The sequence below is a fragment of the Peribacillus simplex genome (genome assembly GCF_900156045.1).
In the GTDB taxonomy this organism is placed as follows: domain Bacteria; phylum Bacillota; class Bacilli; order Bacillales; family DSM-1321; genus Peribacillus; species Peribacillus simplex_D.
Map to the genome: position 1 here is coordinate 254,080 of NZ_FTMX01000002.1, position 21,294 is coordinate 275,373.

Sequence of the window (21,294 nt, forward strand, 5' to 3'; positions counted from 1 at the left end):
CCTTATATACTCATTTGCAGTTCGGCCATCTTGTGAGGAAGATTTGATGCAGTCATCAGTGTCTCACCGACTAAAATCGCTTTTGCACCAGCTTCCTTCACACGCATCACGTCTTCTTTTGTTTTGATTCCACTTTCACTGATAATGATATGGCGTTTTGGATCAAGTAACTTCGCCAGTCGTTCCGTTACAGACAAATCCACTTTGAAGGTCTTTAAATTCCGATTGTTAATCCCTATTAGCTCTGCATTCAGCTCTAGAGCCCGTTCCAATTCGGCTTCATCATGGACTTCCGTCAATACTTCAAGCCCTTTTCTTTTTGCATATTGATATAATTCATGAAGGCGTTCTTTAGAAAGTGCTGCCACAATCAATAGAATGATAGTGGCACCAGCTTGATGGGCGCGATCGATTTGGACCTCATCGATGATGAAATCTTTGCACAACCTGGGAATCCGTATGGCCTCGCTTACGATTCTCAAATCTGCAATTGATCCTTTAAAGAAAACCTCATCCGTCAATACGGATATCGCTGCCGCTCCGCCACTTTCATATGAAAGGGCCTGCTCGATCGGATCTACATTGATTTTAATGTCCCCTTTTGAAGGGGAAGCCCGTTTTATTTCCGCGATAACCGCCATTGATTTCGCCGTTTTCAAATTTTCCACCAAAGATGGTCTGACTATGTTGATCATTACCGAATCATCTAAGCCCATTTCTTTTAATTTTGTGACTTCCACCTTTTTCTGTTCGATGATTTTCGTTAAGATATTTTCCATTACATGACCACCTTATTTCTATTGCCATAAGCAATCAGATTTTCTAACTTTGCAAGTGCCGATCCGCTATCAATGCTTTCTTTGGCCATGGAGATTCCTTTTTTGATCGTTGCTGCCGTACCATGTGCGTATAATCCCAATCCAGCATTCAATAAAACGGTATCACGATAAGCCCCTTTTTCCCCTTTGAGAAGCCTAAGCATGATATCGGCATTTTGTTTTGCGTCACCGCCGCGGATGGCATCATTTCCGTAAACCGGAAGATCCACTTCTTCAGGGTGCAGCGTAAATGGGATAATATCCCCCTGCTCCAAAAGCACGAGTGAATTTTCACCCTGTAGGCTCGCTTCATCCATAAACCCTGCACCATTTATCACGACCGCGCGTTTCCTGCCTAATTTATGTAGGACTTCCGCAAAAAGCTCGAGCATATCACGTCGATTAATTCCCATTAATTGCGTGTCGAGTTGGACTGGATTTGTCAGAGGACCGATTAGATTAAATATCGTCGGGATTTTCAGTTCTTTTCTCACTTTCATTATCCGTGCAATATTGGGGTGGACCGATGGGGCAAATAAGAATGTGATCCCATTTTCCTCCAATAGTTCTTTTAACATGTCAGGCTCCAAGTATAAATTAACACCTAATTCTTCCAATACATCCGCACTGCCCGTTTTGCTTGAGATGCTGCGGTTTCCATGTTTGGCAACCTTGACACCAGCCCCGGCAAGCACGAAGGCTGATGCTGTACTTATATTGAAGCTTTGCGACCCATCTCCCCCCGTTCCGCAATTATCCATAACATTAAGCGAACTTGTTCGTACACTTCTTGCTTCTTTTCTCATGACCCTGACAAGGCTTGCTATTTCACCTGCCGTTTCCCCTTTGGATTTAAGGGCAATAATGAAAGCTGCCATCTCGCTTTCGGTGATATCTTTAGAAAATAACGCTTGGGCTGCTCTGCTCATCTCTTCTTCCGTCAATGTTTGACGCTCTGCTAACTTCGCTAAATACTCCTTCACCGCTAACTCCCCCAGTCGTTTATTGTTTTATAAGATGGATTGTTCCTTCTCAGATTGGAATGTTCCCGCAATCTCATAAAATTGATGTAATAATTCCTTGCCGATTTTCGTCCCTATTGATTCAGGGTGGAACTGTAAACCGTAAAGCGGGAAGTCTTGATGTTTCAGGGCCATGATTTCCCCATCATCCAGTGCTACTGCCGTTACATTCAGTTCATTTGGCAAGCTCGCCCTTTCAACTACAAGGGAATGGTAACGCATTACCGGGAATTGTAAGTCCTGTTTGGCAAATACACCTGTTCCATCATGTTCGATAATCGATGTTTTCCCATGCATGATTTGTTTCGCCCCAACCACATTCGCACCAAAAACTGCCCCAATGGCCTGATGCCCCAAACAAATGCCTAATAGCGGAACTTTTTCATAAAAATTACGGATGATTTCCATACTGATACCAGCATCTTCCGGCCTGCCTGGTCCCGGGGAAATGACGATTGCCATGGGATTCAGTTCCTCAATTTCCGCAAGGGTGATTTCGTCATTCCTTTTTACTATGATTTCTTTTTCCACTTCTCCTAAATATTGATAAAGGTTATAAGTGAACGAGTCATAGTTATCAATTAATAGAATCATTTTGTGTGAACCTCCATTAAAGCGCGTGCTTTATTTTGTGTTTCTTCAAATTCCGTTTTTGGATCTGAATCATATACTATTCCTGCCCCTGCCTGGACATAGGCCTTGCCCTCTTTAATGATCATCGTCCTAATGGCTAAAGCCATATCAAGATCCCCTCCAAAACCTATGAACCCTATCGAGCCCGAATACATCCCCCTTTTACAATTTTCAAGTTGATTGATCAGCTCCATTGCCCTGATTTTAGGAGCACCTGAGACTGTTCCGGCAGGGAGGCAGACCGTCAACGCATCTAAACTCGTGAACCCTTCCCTAAGCTTTCCGCTAACCTTAGAAGCAATATGCATGACATGCTGATATCTTTGAATTTCCATTTCCTCGGTAAGGTGGATTGAACCGATTTCGCAAACCCTGCCAAGATCATTCCTACCCAAATCAACAAGCATCTTATGCTCGGCAAGTTCCTTTTCATCCATCAGCAGGCTTTTTTCGAAGCCTTTATCTTCTTCATCCGTTTTCCCTCTCGGTCTTGTACCGGCAATGGGATTAACATGAACCAATCCTGATGAAACACTGATCAAACTTTCAGGAGACGACCCAATAATTGTATAGTCACCAAATTCTATATAGAACATATAAGGAGAGGGGTTGGCTAAACGCAAACGACGGTAGGCATCGAAAGGCTCCCCATCGAAGTCCGCTTTGAACCTTTGTGATAAAACAACTTGGAACACTTCACCAGCTATAATCGCTGATTTAACTTCAAGGACCATTTTCTCAAATTCATCCTGACTGAAATTCGATTTGAATTCCAAATATTCCGACGATATTTCCTTTGACGGTTTGCTTGCCTGATTGATTTTTTCCTTCATCCCCAATAAACTTTTTTCACTATCTTCTTCCGCAGTCAAAAGATGGATCTTCTGCAGAACATGATCGAATATATACAGTTCTTTATAAAAGAGAAAATGAGCATCAGGCATTTGCAGAGAATCAGGAGGCACAGGACCTATATTTTCATACAAACGAATGATGTCATAGCCCATATATCCGATTGCACCACCGTTAAATGGCGGAAGATGTATGGGAGCCTCTCCTATCTCCACTAATAACTCATTTTTTAGAAACTCGATGATATTGATGTTCTTTACAATTTGATCACCTGTTTCAGTATCTTTCACATTTACTTGGCCAGCAAGTGAAGTCACCTCCAGATAAGGTTTTGAACCTAGATAGGAGTAGCGGCCGTTGTCATGATGCGAATTCGAGCTTTCTAATAAAAACTTCTGGTAACCATCTAATTTCTGAAATATGGCAATGGGTGTGTGGATATCCCCTTCAATTGTGTCCATTTTGAAACGGAGTATTTTTTTTTCATCCAAATTATTCATCTCTCAATTCCCTCCCGATTCTTATTCGCTCTTATTAACCCCTAGAAGGGAAAACCCTTTTGGCCAAGTGCCGGAGTTTTCATTTCCTCTGGTTTTTGATTTTTTCTCAAAGGTATATATATTCACCAATAAAAAAATCCCCCGCAAACACAAATATGTGTCTGCAGAGGACGGTAAACCGCGGTGCCACCTCAAGTTGGAAAAATGCATCATTTTTCCCTCTCAAGCAAGAAATGAAGAATTCTTGCGATTACCCTTTAACGGTGGCGGCCGAGTTTCCCTACTTATTTCAAGAAACCACTCATAAGTCCATTCATCTTTTTATATCGTACCGGTTTCCACCTATCCCGGCTCTCTGTTACGCATCTAAAAAGATTACTACTCTCATTCATAGATTTAATTATCGTTTCCATAAAAACGCAAAAAGGCCCCTCATCCAAAGGACGAGGAACCCGTGGTACCACCTTAATTAGCTAAATTAGCTCACTTTACGGCATTAACATGCCTATCTCCACTAACGATGAGATAATCGCCAAAGCCTACTCCGTTCATTCGTTTCGGTTTGGGGCTCGGAAGTCCATTCGCTTAAATTCGTTCACCAGTTTTCAGCTACCACTGGCTCTCTGCAGAACATCATTAAGGTACTCTTCTTCGTCACTGCCTTTATCATTTTCTTGCTTATTATGTTAAAACAATCTTTTCAGTAAGTCAATGGAGTTTTCTAAAAATATTTTTAATTTTTCATTTTTATCCATTCCCCGTCATCGATTCCTTTTGCCTTCTTAATAGCAAGATAGGCTGAATAAGTGCTGACTGACTCAAACTCATCGGTATACTTTTTTTCATCCGCCTTTCCGGGGACTATTTCCTTGAATCTTCGGTAAGCCTTCATAAATTCTTCCTTTTGTATTTTATTTTCATAAGCCTTTTCTACAGCTTCAAAGAATTTGATTACATCTACGATTTCTTCAGTAGACCAATCAAGATCCATTGGATATTGATAATCCATACCCTGAACACGCTCCTTCTAGATAGTTTTTCATGCTGTCCGGCAGACCATGCATCATCAGTCTGCCCATTTTGAACGAATTGCTTCCGCCTGGTCGATGATCCGACTGAATAGTTCAGCAGTCGATGGTACATCATGAATCAGCCCCATCACTTGTCCGGCCCAAGCAAAGCCTTCACCTTCGACACCGTCATGGATATAACGCTGATTCGCTTTTCCGCTTATGTAATCCTTCAATTGTTCATATCCGCCGTTTTCTTTTTCTATTTCAAGGATCTTATCGGTCCAGCCATTTGCAATTACCCTGGCTGGTGCACCAATGGAACGCTTGATGACAACGGTATCATTTTCTGTGCCGGAAACCAAGGAATTTTTATATAATTCATGTGCATGAACACATTCCTTGACTGCTATGAATCGTGTTCCCATCTCGATTCCTTCGGCACCAAGTGCCAATGCTGCCATCAAACCGCGTCCATCGCCAAAACCACCCGAGGCGATGACTGGAATATTAACGGAGTCCACAACTTGAGGAATTAACACGGAAGTTCCAATATCATCACGGCCTAAATGTCCTCCACCCTCCTGACCAACTACCATCACCGCATCTGCCCCAAGCTGTTCAGCCTTCATTGCCTGCCTTCTTGCTGCAACGAGCACTAGTTTTTTCACTTGGGTGCCTTTGAGGTAATCAAGAAATGGTGCAGGGTTGCCGCCGGTTACGGAAACAGCTGCTATATCCTCTTTCAAGGCTGCTTCCAGCATGTGTTCATATGGTCTACCATGCTGACCGATTGCAAAGTTCACACCAAACGGTTTATCCGTCAATGATTTGGTTTTTCTAATTTCATCTGTCAGTTGCTCCGGGTTGTCCAAGGACATGGCCGTTACTTGCCCCAGCCCTCCTGCATTCGAAACTGCCGCAGCCAGGTCTGCATATGCTAAATGGGCCAATCCCCCTTGTACGATTGGGTATTGAATACCTAACAAATCGGTCACACGCGTTTTCCACTTCAAACTCCTCAGCTCCCTTTTCATTTTATGTGGTTTGTTTTATGCAGCAGAATTCAAAAATCATTAGCTTCATTATGGCAAATATTGTTTAACCGTTCAATTTTTAAACTCACCTACAATATTAATAAAAGAAGAATTCTTGAGTAAATCCAGTAAATACTAGGAAAATGGACATTTATAATCTGCTGATAATTTTATTGAGCCCCTTAACAACAAAGACATATATAAATTGTTTAAGTCAGGACATTAAAGTCACTCTAGGCATTTATTATAAGACGTGCTATAATTCATATGTTTTATGTCTATCCACAAGCTTACTAACCATACGATGGAATCGGAGAAACATACGATCATTAATAGAAAGGGAGTATATACTCCCAAATATTACGTACCTATTTTATTGAAAAGGGGCCACAAAGAATTGTCACAGAATGAAACACCCTTATACACTGCCTTATTGCAGCATGCAAAAAAAAATCCCGTTCAGTTTCATATTCCAGGTCATAAAAAAGGAAAAGGAATGGATGCTGATTTCCGTAATTTCATTGGAGAAAATGCATTATCCATAGATTTAATCAATATCGCTCCGCTCGATGATCTACATCAGCCAAAGGGGATCATTAAACAAGCTCAGGATCTTGCCGCTGAGGCTTTTGGGGCAGATCACACATTCTTTTCAGTTCAAGGAACAAGTGGAGCGATCATGACGATGGTCATGACAGTCTGCGGACCTGGGGACAAAATCATCGTCCCAAGGAATGTACATAAATCCGTAATGTCTGCCATTGTATTTTCCGGAGCTGTTCCCATTTTCATCAATCCTGAAATAGACAAAGATTTGGGTATCTCACACGGAATCACCGTCGATGCCGTCGAAAAAACTTTAAGGGAACATAGCGATGCAAAAGGATTGCTTGTCATCAATCCAACCTATTTTGGCATTTCGGCTGATTTGCAAAAAATAGTGGAAGTTGCTCATTCCCACCAAATCCCAGTACTGGTAGATGAAGCACATGGTGTCCATATACACTTCCATGAAGACTTGCCGATGTCAGCCATGCAAGCTGGAGCGGATATGGCTGCAACGAGTGTTCATAAACTGGGCGGTTCACTAACGGGAAGTTCCATATTAAATGTTAAGAATGGATTGGTTTCCGCAAATCGTGTTCAAGCCATATTGAGCATGCTCACAACCACCTCAACCTCCTATATCCTTCTGGCTTCCCTGGATACGGCCAGAAGACAACTTGCGACGGTAGGCAGGGAAATGATTGATGAAGCAATCAAACTCGCAGGGTATATCCGTGAGGCCGTTAATGAGATTCCTTATCTTTACTGTGTCGGCAGCGAAATTCTCGAGAGTGAGGCAGCCTTTAGTTATGACCCGACTAAATTGATCATATCCATCAAGGAATTGAATATTACTGGATACGACGTTGAGAAATGGCTTCGTGAAAAGCATAATATCGAAGTGGAGCTTTCTGACTTGTACAATATCCTTTGCCTGATAACACCTGGAGACTCAAAAACAGAAGCGAACCTTCTGATTGCTGCCCTTAGAGACCTGGCGGATGAGTTTAAGGAAATGGCTGCTGAACATGAAAAGATCGAAGTCCTGCTTCCTGATACACCACCACTGGCTTTATCACCCAGGGAGGCATTTTATGCGGAAACCGAAGTGGTTCCCATTGAGGAATCTGTCGGCAAAATTAGCGCTGAGTTCATCATGGTTTACCCTCCTGGAATCCCGATCTTCATACCAGGTGAATTGATTACAGAAGATAATATCAATTACATCCGGAAAAACATCGAGGCTGGCCTTCCTGTTCAAGGCCCTGAGGACCCAGAAATAAAAAATTTACGTATCATTAAAAATTGATTGATCCCATCAAACCAGAGCAAACTGCTGCTCTGGTTTTTTTGCCCCTTTTATACAAGTAGTTCCCGATAAACTGACGAATTTCGCTTCATTAACTTCTATAAAAAGGGTGCTCCAGGTTACAATCCTGAAACACCCTTAAATTCTATTAATCTTAAAATCCTATTTCGATTTATTTATCAGAGGCAGCTGTATCACAGCTTTGGCAGTTGTGATTGTGTGTATATAGTACACTTACTTTTTCATCTTCAAAATGTTCAATCGTGCTATTGCAAGTTTGACATACGATAGTTCCCATTTTTACAACCCCTTCCTCTATATTGTATGCATCAATTACGTAATGTAACCGCTTTACATGAATTATAATATAACACATTTATAATTTCAAGCCAAAAAGTATAACATATATACTTTTTCCCCATTTAATGAACCCTCATGTTAAAAGAAATTGATTCCAATCGTTCGTTAGACTGATTCATTTTTGGCCCTGGAGCTCATTTCATCACACCCCTTGCTTTTGCATCGCAAGGTGAAAAAGGAATTTCGTCTTTTAATTTACATATAGATATGTATATAATACATCCATAAAATGTTAATATATTCTTACATCCTATCGATTTAAGGGGGATCCACATGACTGAAAATGCCTATATCAAACTTGTTCCTGAGTCCGTGAAAGGGACTGTAACCATCGAAGACGTGAAGGAACTGCTGAACTATTATCAAATGATCACAGCGAAAACTGGAAAGCAGCTGGATTGGGACTATGATAAGAAAGCCTTTCCTTATGAAATGAAAGAACCAGAAAAGATGAAAGATAAGGCCATATTTCTCCAATCCAAGGAAGATCGATATCACATGATATTGATAGGCGTTGACCAAGAAGTCGTTAAGGATGAAGATGGATCAGAGAGGATTCAATCCTATATCCAATTCACCCTCCCTGAAACAGCAACTTTCGGTGATAAGGGAAAAGCTAATGAACTGTGCAAGTTCCTTGCAAAGAAATTACGGGCGCAGCTACATCTCTTCAATAAACGGGTGATGTATTATTATCCAAGGAAATAAAAAAACCTGCCGAAGCCGGAATTGGCTCATGCAGGCGTTTCAATTAACTTTGGATCAAGGATCTCATAACCTTTCTTTTGAAAACCTTTCACGACATCCTCAATGGCTTCACTCGTCCATTTCCGGTCATGCATCAGTAAGTTGGCACCATTTCCTAAATAAGGGCTGTTCAACATGATCTCCGTTAAAGCTTTTTTATCCTGATACTCTTTTTCCCAGTCATATCCATATGTCCAATTCATGACCAACATTTTTTCTTTCTTGGCGACTTTTTTTGAATGCTCGGTATTCGATCCAAACGGCGCCCTGAAGTACTTAGGGGGTACCCCTGTAATGCCTTCTACCAAATTGTTCAATTTTACGATTTCCCGCTCTTGTTCCTTTTCGGTCAACTGTTTTAAATTCACATGGGAATAAGTATGATTACCGATAGAAAAACCCATTTCATGAATTTCTTTTAGCATCGCTTTATTTTCATCATTTTCAAGAAAGTGACCGTTCACGAAAAAAATAGCAGGTACTTCAAGGCGCTTCAGGGTCTGGGCGATTTTCAGAGAATATTTATCAGGTGCATCATCAAATGTTAACAACACAACTTTCGGATTTGCATCCCCGATTGATTTAAATGACCAATTCTCTTCGTCCACCCGATATTCTGCCTTTACATTCCCATCTACATTCTTTTTTGACGTTTCGTTTTTCAGCTCTTTCTCTTGCTGGCTTTCATCTTGGACCGTTGTTGTCGTTTCCACACTTTTTTGATTATCATTTTCTTTTGGACCGGCACTCGGACCATTACACGCCATCAATAAAAATGATACTAATGTAAATAATGCTGTTCCTTTGTTAATCATGGTTCCTCCGTGGTTTCTTGTGTCATTGCGGCTTGCTTAAAATTCAATAAACTGGTACTAGCGTTTCCAAAAGGATTTGCAAAATACCGTAGCATAATAGACTTATCACGGTAACAAGCATTGTTCGCCTATTGGATTTTAAAATCATTTTACCAATGTATATGGCTAGATAGGAAAAGACCAGAAACATGAATACTTTGAAAACGAATCGATCGTTAACAGACAGCCATTCAACTAATGTATACCCACTCCAAACGATTAGTTGAAAGAGGATTACCAGATAGTTTTTCAAGTGATCCACCCCATTTTAATATGAATATATCAGCCGAGATCTTTTATTGGCAAAAAATATTCCTTTAACATCACTCATCTTATTTTTTATCCTTAATTACCTTTCTCAAACCCTTTCAAGGAAAAAAGTAAGAAGTCCTTTTTATAGCTTATGCCCTTTTTGCCCTTTTCATTTAACTAGCGTGAAGAAAATGATGACTGGGAGCCATCCTTCATATTTGTATATCTGGCCAAACAAAAAAGCGTACTGCAGTAGGCAGTACGCTTTTTTATAAAAATCAATTACTTGATGATGTGAATAGGAGTTCCAAGGGCAACTTCAGCTGCTTCCATTGTGATTTCCCCTAAAGTTGGATGTGCATGGATTGTCATTGCGATATCTTCGGCAGTCATTCCTGCTTCGATAGCCAAACCAAGTTCTGCAATCATATCAGAAGCGTTTGGTCCTGCAATTTGTGCTCCTATAACCAATCCGTCTTCTTTGCGAGTGATAAGCTTCACAAATCCGTCCGTATTATTTAAAGAAAGAGCACGTCCATTTGCAGCGAATGGGAATTTAGAAGCAAGCGCTTCGATTCCAGCTTCCTTCGCTTCTTTTTCATTATAACCGACAGAAGCAAGTTCCGGTTCAGAGAATACAACAGCCGGAATAGCAAGATAGTCGATTTCAGATGAATGTCCTGCAATGGCTTCAGCTGCAATTTTACCTTCATAAGAAGCTTTATGAGCCAACTGAGGTCCAGAAACGATATCACCGATTGCGTAAATGTTTTTCACGCTTGTACGGCATTGTTTATCCGTTTCGATCAAACCACGGTCAGTCATCTTGATGCCGACTTGCTCCAGGCCGATCTCTGCCGTATTTGGACGACGTCCAACTGTTACTAAAACATAATCGGCTTCAACTTTCTTCTCTTCGCCTTTTACTTCATAAGTAACGGTTACACCTGTTTCAGTTTCTTCCACGCCTTTAGCATTTGCTTTAGTAACAATTTCAGCACCCTTGTTTTTAAGGTTACGCTTAACAAGTGCTGCCATTTGTTTTTCAAAGCCTGCAGAAAGGATTTCTTCCGTGCCTTCAAGGATGGTCACTTTAGTGCCGAAGCTTGCGAATGCTCCGCCAAGCTCAGTTCCAATGTAACCTCCGCCGATTACCACGATTGAACCTGGAACTTCTTCCAAAGCAAGAGCACCAGTGGAATTAAGTACACGTTTCGTATATTTAAATGACGGAATCTCGATTGGCGATGAACCAGTGGCGATGATTGCGTTTTTAAATGTATATGTTTGGGCTGAGTCTTCATTCATAACACGAATGCTGTTTTCATCAACGAAATAAGCTTCTCCAGTTACAACATCAACATTATTACCTTTTAATAGGCTGCTTACACCGCCTGTTAATTTTTTAACAACAGAACCTTTCCAAGCTTGTACTTTAGAAAAATCAACAGAAACTTTTTCTGCAAAGATACCCATATCTTCTGAATGCTGAGCTTCATGGAAACGGTGTCCAGCCGAAATTAAAGCTTTTGATGGGATACAGCCTACATTCAAACAAACTCCGCCGATTGTTCCTTTTTCAACGACCGTTACTTTCTGTCCAAGCTGTGCTGCGCGAATTGCGGCAACATATCCCCCTGGGCCTGAACCGATCACTAAAGTATCTGTTTCGATTGGAAAATCTCCTACTACCATTGTTTACGCCTCCATTAACAATAATTCTGGGTCGTTCAATAACTTTTTGATATGATTCAATGCATGTTGAGCTGTTGCTCCATCAATCATGCGGTGATCAAAGCTCAGTGATAATGCCAGAACTGGAGCGGCGATAATTTCCCCGTCGCGTACAATTGCTTTTTCGGCAATGCGTCCAATCCCTAGAATGGCAACTTCTGGATGATTGATTACAGGTGTGAACCATTGACCGCCTGCGGAACCGATATTCGTAATGGAGCAAGAAGCACCTTTCATTTCGTTAGGAGCCAATTTGCCGTCACGGGCTTTCGTCGCTAATTCATTAATTTCTTGTGAAATAGCAAAAGTTGATTTACGATCTGCATCTTTTACAACTGGAACGAGCAATCCTTTGTCTGTGTCTGCCGCAATTCCGATATTGTAATAGTGTTTATGGATAATCTCACTAGCCTCATCATCAAATGATGTGTTAAGCATAGGGAATTCACGCAATGCACTTGTTAACGCTTTAACAACATAAGGTAGGAATGTAAGCTTGATTCCTTTTTGTGCAGCAATTTCCTTGAATTTCTTACGATGAGCAACCAATAGCGTCACATCGACTTCATCCATTAATGTAACATGCGGAGCTGTCTGTTTGGATTTTACCATAGCTTTGGCGATCGCTTTTCTCATGCCGCTCATTTTTTCGCGAGTTTCAGGATATTGCCCTTCTGGAATTGAAACTTTTTGTTTTTCGGTTGTTTCCGTATCATTTTGTTGTGAAGCTTCACTTTGAGCTGCCGGTTGCTGTGGAGCAGTTTTGCCGTTTTTGAAAGCATCTATGTCATCTTTCATGATGCGGCCGTTATCCCCAGAACCAGAAATCTCACGAATATTTACCCCTTGTTCGCGTGCATATTTCCTAACAGAAGGCATGGCGATGATACGTCGTGAAGGATCTGCCTCAACTTGTGGTTGTGATCCCGCGCCCGTTACACCATTATTTTCTTGAACCGGAGCAGCCTCTTTCTTGACTTCCTGTCCAGCTTCAGCAGTCGCTTGAACCTGGGCCTCCGTATTCTTCTCACCTTCTGCCTTCGCTTCTTCTCCATGATCCCCTTTAAACTGAAGATTTTCATAACCTGGAGCATCGAATGTTACAAGTACATCGCCAACAACGGCAACCGTTCCTTCTTGAACAAGGATTTCTTCAACGGTACCTTCCACCGGTGATGGGATTTCAACAACGGCCTTATCGTTCTGAACCTCGCAAAGCACGTCATCTTCTTGAATCTTATCTCCTGGTTTTACAAACCATTTCACTATTTCACCTTCGTGTATACCTTCTCCGATATCAGGGAGTCTAAATTGGAATGCCACTGAGTTCAACCTCCTATATTAAATCATACTTAGTGCTTTGAATAAAGTCCTTTATCTTGCATTACCGTTAATGCGATATTACTTTCCCAAGTAGGACATTCATTCCCATTACTTAAGATTGTTAAAACTTCAAGACTTTAGTCGCCGTTTCAATAATGTCTTTATAATTAGGGAGCCATACTGTTTCAGCTTGTGAAAACGGGAATACCGTATCAGCCGCCGCCACTCGCAGTACTGGAGCATCCAAGCTCAAAATGGCACGTTCGTTAATTTCCGCTACGACATTCGCTGCAATACCAGCTTGCTTTTGTGCTTCTTGAACAACGATAGCGCGTCCAGTTTTTTCTACAGAAGCAATGATTGTATCGATATCCAATGGAGATACAGTCCGTAAGTCGACCACTTCGACGGAATGACCTTCCTTAGCCAATTCCTCAGCTGCCTTGATGGATTCCTGTACCATCGCACCATACGTAATGATGGATAAATCCGTTCCTTCTCTTTTCACATCGGCTTTTCCTAATGGAATTGTATATTCTTCTTCAGGAACTTCCTGACGGAAAGAGCGGTACAATTTCATGTGCTCAAGGAAAATGACAGGGTCATTATCACGAATAGCTGAAATCAATAAGCCTTTTGCATCGTAAGGAGTGGAAGGGATAACTACCTTTAACCCTGGTTGCTGAGCCATTAAACCTTCCAAGCTATCAGCGTGCATTTCCGGAGTATGCACTCCGCCCCCAAAAGGTGAGCGAATTGTAACCGGTGCACTGTAACGTCCGCCTGAACGGTAGCGCATACGAGCAAGCTGACCGCTTACGGAATCCATTACTTCATATACAAACCCGAAGAATTGAATTTCAGGAACAGGACGGAAACCTTGTAAAGAAAGACCGACCGCTAATCCACCGATTCCAGATTCAGCAAGAGGTGTATCGAATACACGATCTTCACCGAATTCTTTTTGAAGATTTTCCGTTGCACGGAAAACTCCTCCATTAACACCAACATCTTCCCCAAAAACGAGTACATTCTCGTCATTCTTAAGTTCTGTACGTAATGCTTCTGTAATTGCTTGAATCATCGTCAATTGAGCCATGGCTTACTTCGACTCCTTCTCTTTATAAATTTCATATTGTTCTTTTAAGTTATAAGGCATTTCTTCATACATGATTTCAATAAGGTCTGTAACCTTTTGCTTAGGTTCTGCATCTGCCAATTTGATTGCTTCTTTAATGTCGTCTTTTGCTTTTTCTATCGTTTCGTTCTCTAATTCTTCATTCCAAAGTTTTTTGTTTTCCAAGAACTTGCGGAAACGAACCAATGGATCTTTCAGTTCCCACTCGTTATCCATTTCGGAAGTACGGTAACGTGTCGGGTCATCCCCAGCCATCGTATGCGGACCATAACGGTAAGTTAATGTTTCAATCAATGTAGGGCCTTCACCATTAATTGCACGTTCACGCGCTTCTTTAACAGCTGTATAAACGGCCAACGCATCCATACCATCCACTTGGATGCCAGGGATACCTGCAGCCACACCCTTCTGGGCCAATGTTTTCGCTGCTGATTGCAAATCAACCGGCGTCGAGATTGCGAAACGGTTATTTTGCACGATGAAGATAGCCGGCGCTTTATATGCACCTGCAAAGTTAATTCCCTCATAGAAGTCACCTTGTGAGGTTCCGCCGTCACCCGTATATGTGATGGCTACAGCTTTTTTTCCGCGTTTCTTCAACCCAAGAGCAACTCCTGCAGCTTGGACATATTGAGCACCGATAATGATTTGAGGGGAAATAACATTGACGTCTTCAGGAATTTGATTTCCCTTAAAATGTCCCCGGGAGAATAAGAATGCTTGCCAAAGCGGAAGGCCATGCCAAACGATTTGCGGAACATCACGGTAGCCAGGCAGAATGAAATCTTCTTTTTCCAAAGCATACTGTGAAGCGATCTGAGATGCTTCTTGACCGGCAGTCGGTGCATAGAAACCTAATCTTCCTTGGCGGTTCAGTGATATGGAACGTTGATCCAAGATGCGTGTATAAACCATACGACGCATTAATTCTTGCAATTGTTCATCACTTAAATCAGGCATTGCCGCTTCATTAACGACTTCTCCCTCTTCATTTAAAATTTGAAAAGTTTCAAATTGTTCTTCTACTTTCTTAAGCTGATCCTGAACATTAATTTTAGCTTGTTTAGTTTTTTGAGCCATTTGGCACCTCATCCTTTCATTAAAAAGGTTTGCTATTATTATTCTATAAAGCAAAAATAGTTTGCTTTTTAGTTTCTTCAACAATTCATTCTTTTATTTTTCCCTTAAGACCAATCCTCAAACGTGGATATGCTTAATATGTCTCAATCTTATTCTGTACCATAAAAAAAATCAAGGAAAATGATACAAGAATTTTTATAGATTAAGTTTACAAGATGAATTAACATCAAGTCAATCACTTGGAGTTCCTTATAATTTTGATTTAATAGAAATTCTAATACTCACTCTTCTTCTCTGTATCAGTTTTCACTTTATAACTGTACTATTAAATTTCCCCTAATTTTCAATTTAAGGACGGCGAGGGATAACATTTAAATCCCCCAGCATATCTGAACGATTCCAAAACCGCTTTAACTATAGGCATTTGAGCCTTCGGAATAATATTCCAAAAAAGTACTCAAACGCTTTCATTTAAGTCTGCTGTTAGAATTTTGATTATCGTTTTTTTTTAGTACAGGTATGAAAATTCCGCATCAAGCTGGTTGCACAAAAAAAGACCATTCTAGATTTTTTCAGTCCATAATTGAACTGGATTGAACAAAATATGGGCTGTGAGTGAGAATCACAGCCCATCATTATTTATATTATTTTGTTGAATCAGCCATTTCTATGCCGGAACTATCATAAAAACTTTCTTTTTTTTGATTTGATTTTTCCGTTAATGCATTAAATTCCTCATTCGCTTTCAATACTTTTGTATAAGAGGTATTTATTTTCTCGATTTGCACTTGTAATTCATCCATTTTCAAATCCTCTTTTTTAAATAGTTCATATAATTCACGATCATAAGCAAGACTTTGTTGATATGCATCATATAAATTATCGTAGGTGCTATAGCGCTCACTCATGACTTTTTTCATTTCAGTCGCTTCTTTTTTTATTTTTTTATCCTCTATTTTCCCGATTTGTTCATCTATCTGATTGAATTGTTCTTTTGAGGATTGCATACTGCTTTGTTCCTTTTCAATTATTTTTTCCCTTTGGTCGATATTCTTGGCGGCTTCATCTGAAAGCTCGACGATCTGTTCATAATCATCCAAACCAAGTTTAATGATTTTCTCATATTTTTCTTTTTCTTTTTTCTCCAAATCATTAAGAGGCTCTTGATGCTCAGTGAAATCACTTTCCTTTTCTGCAGTTTTCTCTAGGATTTTGTGGATTCTTTCTTCCGGTGAACCATTAAAACAACCAGTCAAGATCACTAAAGAAAGAAGTAAAATAACATATGGACCAAAACGATTCAACATAGACAGCTCCTTCTGATAGTACTTCGAAGATTCATATTCTCTAAATTAACTTATTAGCCGCAGACACTTGTTACAATCATATTCCGAACAGGTTTTTTTCATTACTGGGCTCTAGCCTACACCCTTTAAACCTTACTGCATAGGCTGTAGGGACCGTTTCAAATCAGAATGGTCAGCATTTTAATAATACAAAAACGGAGGTATGAAATTTATGTATGGAGGTTACAACCAGGAATGTTGTTATCCGGTTTCCGTTGCACCCAGCTATGGTTATGGTGATCAATGTTGTGGAGGCTTTGGAAGCGGCTTCGCCATAATCATTGTCCTGTTCATTCTGTTAATCATTGTCGGAGCGTGCTTGTGCTAACCAGATAATTACTATTACCTTTACCCGAAAATGTTAACTATCTACCCTGATTCACAAAAAATGATTTATTTTTTTAAAATAGACCTCAACACGCAAATAATATAATGGCCGGGATAGGAATTAATGACTTGATTCCATCCCTTCCATTTTTCTTTCATTAGTTCATCCATTAACTTTCAGTATTTTTTTTGTTAAAATAATCCTATACATATTATAAGAATTTTTGTGGGGTGAAAGATTATGCTTACCATGGATGATTTTGTTAATGAAGACGATCCAATCTTAAGGCAAGTCGCGGTAGAGGTTCCGCTTCCGGCATCAAATGAAGATAAGCAACTTTTAGTCAGCTTGATGGAATATGTCCAAAACAGCCAGAAGCCCGATATTGCTGCACTATACGGGTTAAGGGCAGGAATTGGCTTGGCTGCACCACAGGTGAATGTTTCAAAAAGGATGATCGCGGTTCATTTGAAAGAAAACGATGGTCAACTGTATAGCTATGCACTTTTCAACCCTAAACTGATCAGCCATTCAGTGGAAAAAGCATATTTGACATCCGGAGAAGGCTGCCTTTCCGTAAATCGTCCCGTTTCCGGTTATGTGCCCCGTTATGCTCGAATAACGGTTGTGGGTACGGACCTGGAAGGAAAATCGGTTCAACTCCGCCTGAAAGGCATCGCAGCCATTTGCTTTCAACATGAAATTGATCACCTTAATGGAATCATGTTTTATGATCATATCAATCCGGAAGACCCCTATGCCATTCCGGAAAATTCAATTGCGGTGGAAAGGTAACGTAATAAGCAAAACCCCCGTCTGTTGGCTGACGGGGGTTTTGCTTTTTATATCAGTTCAAGTTCCTTCAAACCAAAAAGTATGCCATCATCATCGACATCCTTCGTTACAAAGTCGGCCTCTTGCTTCACAAGTTGACCGGCATTCCCCATTGCCACGCCATATCCCGCTACTTTTAACATCTCTATATCATTTAGGCCATCTCCAAAGGCGTAAACATCCTCCAGAGCAAAACCGACTTTTTCCATTAATATTTTAATGCCTTCAGCTTTTGAACCCCCGAATGGAAGTACATCCGTTGAATACTCATGCCATCTGATGAAATGAAAGTCATCATATTTCCCAACAAAGTTCCCTTCTTCATCTTCCGAACAGAATAATAAGGCTTGGTATATATCATGGTCCTCATAAAAATCTGCCACATGTTCAGGGTGGGGAAACTTCAGGCTGCTCAATGCTTCTTCAATTCTGCTATGATGTGGAACACTCGATTTCATCGTCTCCTCATTCATGAAAACGATCGGTATTTCATTTTTTTCAGCATGTTCGTGAAGCCTCTTTATCTCAGGTATGCTCAAAGGGTTTTTATAAACGACTTTCCCTTCAAAAACAACGTATTGTCCATTGAAACTTACGAATGTATCGATGCCAAGCTCTTCCCTTAAAGATTCGAACATAAACGGAGCCCTTCCAGTGGCAATCGCTACAAAAACCCCGCTATCCTGCAGTTGCTTAATGGCTTTTTTTGTTGAAGCAGGTAACTTTTTTTCATGATCAAGCAATGTTCCGTCAATATCAAAGAATACGATTTTCACTAACGATTCACTTCCAATTCATTCATTTTTTCCTTTTTTAATATGTACCCATTTAATAATTGTCATCAAGATAAGTCAAGTAACACAACCGGATTCCACTCATTTCACGTTTTTTATTCATGAATGGGCATATACTATGCTTAATAGAAACAACTCAGGCTTCCTTAGAATACTTTCTCCATCCTTCTTGCCTCCATAATCCCAACTGCTTGTTTGTATGAGCCTTTTTTTTCAAAAATGGGCCAAGTACCTGTAAAGACGTATTTACATTATTGAATAATCCTATACAATAATAATTAAGGGAGCGTGATCACCATGTTAAAAAAGCTTCGTAAAAAGCTTGCTAAACAGTGGAATGATCTTTTAAGAAAAAAATCTATCGCATGATTTGCCACTCATTCCTGTCTTGGCCGTCATCCATATGCGAATTTTTTTCGGACAGCCCTTCAAAAACTTGCGGAGGGCTTCTTCCTTGTTGTAAAGTTCTTGTTAAGCATTCTTTCTATCTTGGCTTTTATATAGTCAGGTGAATACATATTTCAATAAAGATATGAGTCGTTGTGTTTTCATGAAACGCTGTACACAGTCGTACGGCATTAATTAGAAAGAAATCGTTTACGAAAAAAAAAGATCCCATGATTTAAGTTTTACACATGGCAAAAACGGATAGGATATAAGATAGAGGAAGACACAATTGGATTGATACCAGAATTGGCCATCTATTTTCTATTTTTTTATATACTTTTATACATTGGTATATTTAATTCATCAAACCCCTTCCGTTTTTATGGCGGAGCTGGGTTTATTTTTACATGATGTTGAAAAACATGAAAAAATTGTTGTTTTTATATATAATGAAAAAAGCAATGCAAACAAGTGAGGAGAGATTAAAATGGTTTTTAAGGTATACTATCAAGTAACCATATCAGAGGTTCCCATCAGGGAGAATACTAAAACAATGTTTGTCGAAGGTGAATCCGTTCGTGACGTTCGTTTAAAATTAAAAAAGGAACCTTATAACGTAGAAATCGTATTACCCGTAACCGGAGCATATTTAGAATACGAAAAACAAAATGAAGATTACAAAGTATTGGAGCTATAATTTATGAAATTCGTAAAAAACGATCAAACAGCTGTATTCGCCCTGGGCGGTTTAGGCGAAATCGGTAAGAACACATATGCTGTTCAGTTTCAAGATGAAATCATCATCATCGATGCTGGAATTAAATTTCCTGAAGATGAGCTTCTCGGTATTGATTATGTGATTCCAGATTACAGCTATTTAGAGAAAAATGTAGATAAAATTAAAGGTGTTTTCATCACCCATGGCCATGAAGACCATATTGGCGGGATTCCTTATTTACTTAGAAAAGTAAATGTCCCTGTGTACGGCGGGAAACTGGCACTTGGACTGCTTCGTAATAAATTGGAAGAACACGGCCTTTTACGTCAGACAACCATGATAGAAATCAGTGAAGATGAAGTGATCAAGTTCCGGAAAACGTCCGTCTCATTCTTCCGCACAACTCACAGTATCCCTGATTCTTATGGAATCGTTGTAAAAACACCACCTGGACAAATTGTCCATACTGGTGATTTTAAATTCGACTTCACACCAGTGGGCGAACCTGCAAACTTGACCAAGATGGCTGAAATCGGTAAAGAAGGTGTATTGTGCTTACTCTCGGATAGCACAAATAGTGAAGTGCAGAGCTTTACTATGTCCGAAAGCCGTGTCGGCGATACCATTCAAGACATTTTCCGTAAGGTTGACGGCCGGATTATTTTTGCAACGTTTGCATCGAACATCCATCGCCTTCAGCAAGTTGTTGAAGCAGCCGTGGCTAACGGCCGTAAAATAGCCGTTTTTGGCCGAAGCATGGATTCAGCCATATCAATCGGACAAGATCTTGGTTATATCGTAGCGCCTAAAGATACATTTATCGATGTACAGCAATTGAATCGTATGCCGGCGAATAAAGTAACCATCCTTTGTACAGGCAGTCAAGGTGAACCGATGGCAGCTCTATCGCGCATAGCGAATGGCACTCACCGTCAGATTCAAATCATTCCTGGTGATACTGTAGTATTTTCATCTTCACCTATCCCAGGCAACACAATCAGTGTTTCCAGAACGATCAATCAATTATATCGTGCAGGAGCAGACGTCATTTCCGGTCCTTTGAATGACATTCATACATCAGGACATGGAGGACAGCAGGAACAAAAGCTGATGCTTCGTTTGATAAAACCAAAATTCTTCATGCCCATCCATGGTGAATACCGTATGCAAAAACTACATGCCCGCCATGCAGTCGATTGCGGAGTTCCGGAAGAAAATTGCTTTATCATGGATAATGGTGAAGTACTTTCCTTAAGTGAAAACACAGCACAAATCGCTGGTAAAATCCCTTCAGGTTCGGTTTATATCGATGGAAGCGGCATCGGGGATATCGGTAATATCGTTCTCCGTGATCGTCGGATCCTTTCCGAGGAAGGCCTTGTCGTTGTCGTTGTCAGCATCAATATGAAGGAATTCAAAATTGCATCCGGACCTGACATCATCTCACGCGGATTTGTTTATATGAGAGAATCAGGAGACCTTATCAGCGATGCTCAATCCTTGATAACTAAGCATTTAAATAAGGTGATGGATCGCAAAACTACACAATGGTCTGAAATTAAAAATGAAATTACAGACACTTTATCTCCATTCCTATATGAAAAAACTAAACGCCGTCCAATGATCCTGCCGATCATCATGGAAGTCCAATAATATTAAAAGCCCAGCCATT

At 40.4% G+C, this 21,294-nt stretch carries 21 protein-coding genes and 2 other annotated features; of the genes, 6 read left to right on the forward strand and 15 right to left on the reverse strand.

Annotated features, from left to right (window positions below):
- Window positions 1-2: 2 nt before the first annotated feature.
- The 6 genes from trpC to BW986_RS07795 all read right to left on the reverse strand — a co-directional run bounded on the left by trpC (window position 3) and on the right by BW986_RS07795 (window position 5,872).
- Window positions 3-779: an indole-3-glycerol phosphate synthase TrpC gene (gene trpC, locus BW986_RS29530; RefSeq protein ID WP_076366760.1), complete on the reverse strand. Its 777-nt coding sequence runs from the start codon at window positions 777-779 to the stop codon at window positions 3-5.
- Complete coding sequence (gene trpD, locus BW986_RS30060; RefSeq protein ID WP_179086023.1) at window positions 779-1,801, reverse strand: anthranilate phosphoribosyltransferase; 1,023 nt, start codon at window positions 1,799-1,801, stop codon at window positions 779-781. Before trpD ends, trpC begins: the two co-directional genes overlap by 1 nt.
- Before the next feature lie 27 nt (window positions 1,802-1,828).
- Complete coding sequence (locus tag BW986_RS30065; protein WP_179086024.1) at window positions 1,829-2,434, reverse strand: anthranilate synthase component II; 606 nt, start codon at window positions 2,432-2,434, stop codon at window positions 1,829-1,831.
- A complete protein-coding gene (trpE, locus tag BW986_RS07785; RefSeq protein ID WP_076366762.1) occupies window positions 2,431-3,825 on the reverse strand; it encodes an anthranilate synthase component I in 1,395 nt (464 codons plus the stop codon). Before trpE ends, BW986_RS30065 begins: the two co-directional genes overlap by 4 nt.
- A gap of 163 nt (window positions 3,826-3,988) precedes the next feature.
- Window positions 3,989-4,226: a binding site (T-box leader), on the reverse strand.
- Window positions 4,227-4,261: 35 nt separating this feature from the next.
- Window positions 4,262-4,492 (reverse strand) — a binding site (T-box leader).
- Between the two features lie 66 nt (window positions 4,493-4,558).
- Complete coding sequence (locus tag BW986_RS07790; RefSeq protein WP_076366764.1) at window positions 4,559-4,834, reverse strand: UPF0223 family protein; 276 nt, start codon at window positions 4,832-4,834, stop codon at window positions 4,559-4,561.
- 57 nt (window positions 4,835-4,891) lie between these two features.
- Window positions 4,892-5,872: an NAD(P)H-dependent flavin oxidoreductase gene (locus BW986_RS07795; RefSeq protein WP_076366766.1), complete on the reverse strand. Its 981-nt coding sequence runs from the start codon at window positions 5,870-5,872 to the stop codon at window positions 4,892-4,894.
- 397 nt (window positions 5,873-6,269) lie between these two features.
- Here BW986_RS07795 and BW986_RS07800 point away from each other — a divergent pair, with 397 nt between their 5' ends.
- Window positions 6,270-7,727 (forward strand): aminotransferase class I/II-fold pyridoxal phosphate-dependent enzyme, encoded by a 1,458-nt coding sequence (locus tag BW986_RS07800; RefSeq protein ID WP_076366768.1) that lies wholly within the window; start codon window positions 6,270-6,272, stop codon window positions 7,725-7,727.
- A gap of 172 nt (window positions 7,728-7,899) precedes the next feature.
- Here the strand turns inward: BW986_RS07800 and BW986_RS07805 are convergent, their stop codons facing one another.
- Window positions 7,900-8,025 carry a GapA-binding peptide SR1P gene (locus BW986_RS07805; RefSeq protein ID WP_076366770.1) on the reverse strand — a complete coding sequence of 42 codons (126 nt, stop codon included), beginning with the start codon at window positions 8,023-8,025 and terminating at the stop codon, window positions 7,900-7,902.
- Window positions 8,026-8,360: 335 nt separating this feature from the next.
- On the opposite strand from BW986_RS07805, the gene BW986_RS07810 reads away from it, so the two are divergent.
- A complete protein-coding gene (locus tag BW986_RS07810; RefSeq protein ID WP_076366772.1) occupies window positions 8,361-8,795 on the forward strand; it encodes a DUF1885 family protein in 435 nt (144 codons plus the stop codon).
- Between the two features lie 26 nt (window positions 8,796-8,821).
- On the opposite strand, the gene BW986_RS07815 is transcribed toward BW986_RS07810, so the two are convergent.
- The 7 genes from BW986_RS07815 to BW986_RS07845 form a co-directional block, all read right to left on the reverse strand.
- Window positions 8,822-9,649 carry a polysaccharide deacetylase family protein gene (locus BW986_RS07815; RefSeq protein WP_076366774.1) on the reverse strand — a complete coding sequence of 276 codons (828 nt, stop codon included), beginning with the start codon at window positions 9,647-9,649 and terminating at the stop codon, window positions 8,822-8,824.
- A 43-nt stretch (window positions 9,650-9,692) separates the two neighbouring features.
- Window positions 9,693-9,950, reverse strand: a complete 258-nt coding sequence (locus tag BW986_RS07820; protein ID WP_306804763.1) for a hypothetical protein — start codon at window positions 9,948-9,950, stop codon at window positions 9,693-9,695.
- Window positions 9,951-10,222: 272 nt separating this feature from the next.
- Window positions 10,223-11,635: a dihydrolipoyl dehydrogenase gene (lpdA, locus tag BW986_RS07825; RefSeq protein ID WP_076366776.1), complete on the reverse strand. Its 1,413-nt coding sequence runs from the start codon at window positions 11,633-11,635 to the stop codon at window positions 10,223-10,225.
- Between the two features lie 3 nt (window positions 11,636-11,638).
- Window positions 11,639-12,997, reverse strand: coding sequence for a dihydrolipoamide acetyltransferase family protein (locus BW986_RS07830; protein ID WP_076366778.1), 1,359 nt, complete (start codon window positions 12,995-12,997; stop codon window positions 11,639-11,641).
- Between the two features lie 121 nt (window positions 12,998-13,118).
- Complete coding sequence (locus tag BW986_RS07835) at window positions 13,119-14,096, reverse strand: alpha-ketoacid dehydrogenase subunit beta (protein ID WP_076366780.1); 978 nt, start codon at window positions 14,094-14,096, stop codon at window positions 13,119-13,121.
- A gap of 3 nt (window positions 14,097-14,099) precedes the next feature.
- The gene (gene pdhA, locus BW986_RS07840; RefSeq protein WP_076366782.1) at window positions 14,100-15,215 is read right to left on the reverse strand and encodes a pyruvate dehydrogenase (acetyl-transferring) E1 component subunit alpha; all 1,116 of its coding nucleotides are present in this window, start codon (window positions 15,213-15,215) and stop codon (window positions 14,100-14,102) included.
- 644 nt (window positions 15,216-15,859) lie between these two features.
- Window positions 15,860-16,522, reverse strand: a complete 663-nt coding sequence (locus BW986_RS07845) for a YkyA family protein (RefSeq protein ID WP_076366784.1) — start codon at window positions 16,520-16,522, stop codon at window positions 15,860-15,862.
- Window positions 16,523-16,733: 211 nt separating this feature from the next.
- Between BW986_RS07845 and BW986_RS07850 the strand changes: the two genes are divergently transcribed.
- Both BW986_RS07850 and def read left to right on the forward strand, forming a co-directional pair.
- A complete protein-coding gene (locus tag BW986_RS07850; protein WP_076366786.1) occupies window positions 16,734-16,889 on the forward strand; it encodes a YjcZ family sporulation protein in 156 nt (51 codons plus the stop codon).
- Between the two features lie 240 nt (window positions 16,890-17,129).
- Window positions 17,130-17,684, forward strand: a complete 555-nt coding sequence (def, locus tag BW986_RS07855) for a peptide deformylase (RefSeq protein WP_076366788.1) — start codon at window positions 17,130-17,132, stop codon at window positions 17,682-17,684.
- Between the two features lie 47 nt (window positions 17,685-17,731).
- Here def and BW986_RS07860 read toward each other — a convergent pair whose 3' ends face one another.
- Window positions 17,732-18,499: a Cof-type HAD-IIB family hydrolase gene (locus tag BW986_RS07860; protein ID WP_260284149.1), complete on the reverse strand. Its 768-nt coding sequence runs from the start codon at window positions 18,497-18,499 to the stop codon at window positions 17,732-17,734.
- An 892-nt stretch (window positions 18,500-19,391) separates the two neighbouring features.
- Between BW986_RS07860 and BW986_RS07865 the strand changes: the two genes are divergently transcribed.
- Both BW986_RS07865 and rnjA read left to right on the forward strand, forming a co-directional pair.
- Window positions 19,392-19,601, forward strand: a complete 210-nt coding sequence (locus BW986_RS07865) for a DNA-dependent RNA polymerase subunit epsilon (protein WP_034314070.1) — start codon at window positions 19,392-19,394, stop codon at window positions 19,599-19,601.
- A gap of 3 nt (window positions 19,602-19,604) precedes the next feature.
- Window positions 19,605-21,275, forward strand: a complete 1,671-nt coding sequence (rnjA, locus tag BW986_RS07870; RefSeq protein WP_076366792.1) for a ribonuclease J1 — start codon at window positions 19,605-19,607, stop codon at window positions 21,273-21,275.
- Window positions 21,276-21,294 lie beyond the last annotated feature (19 nt).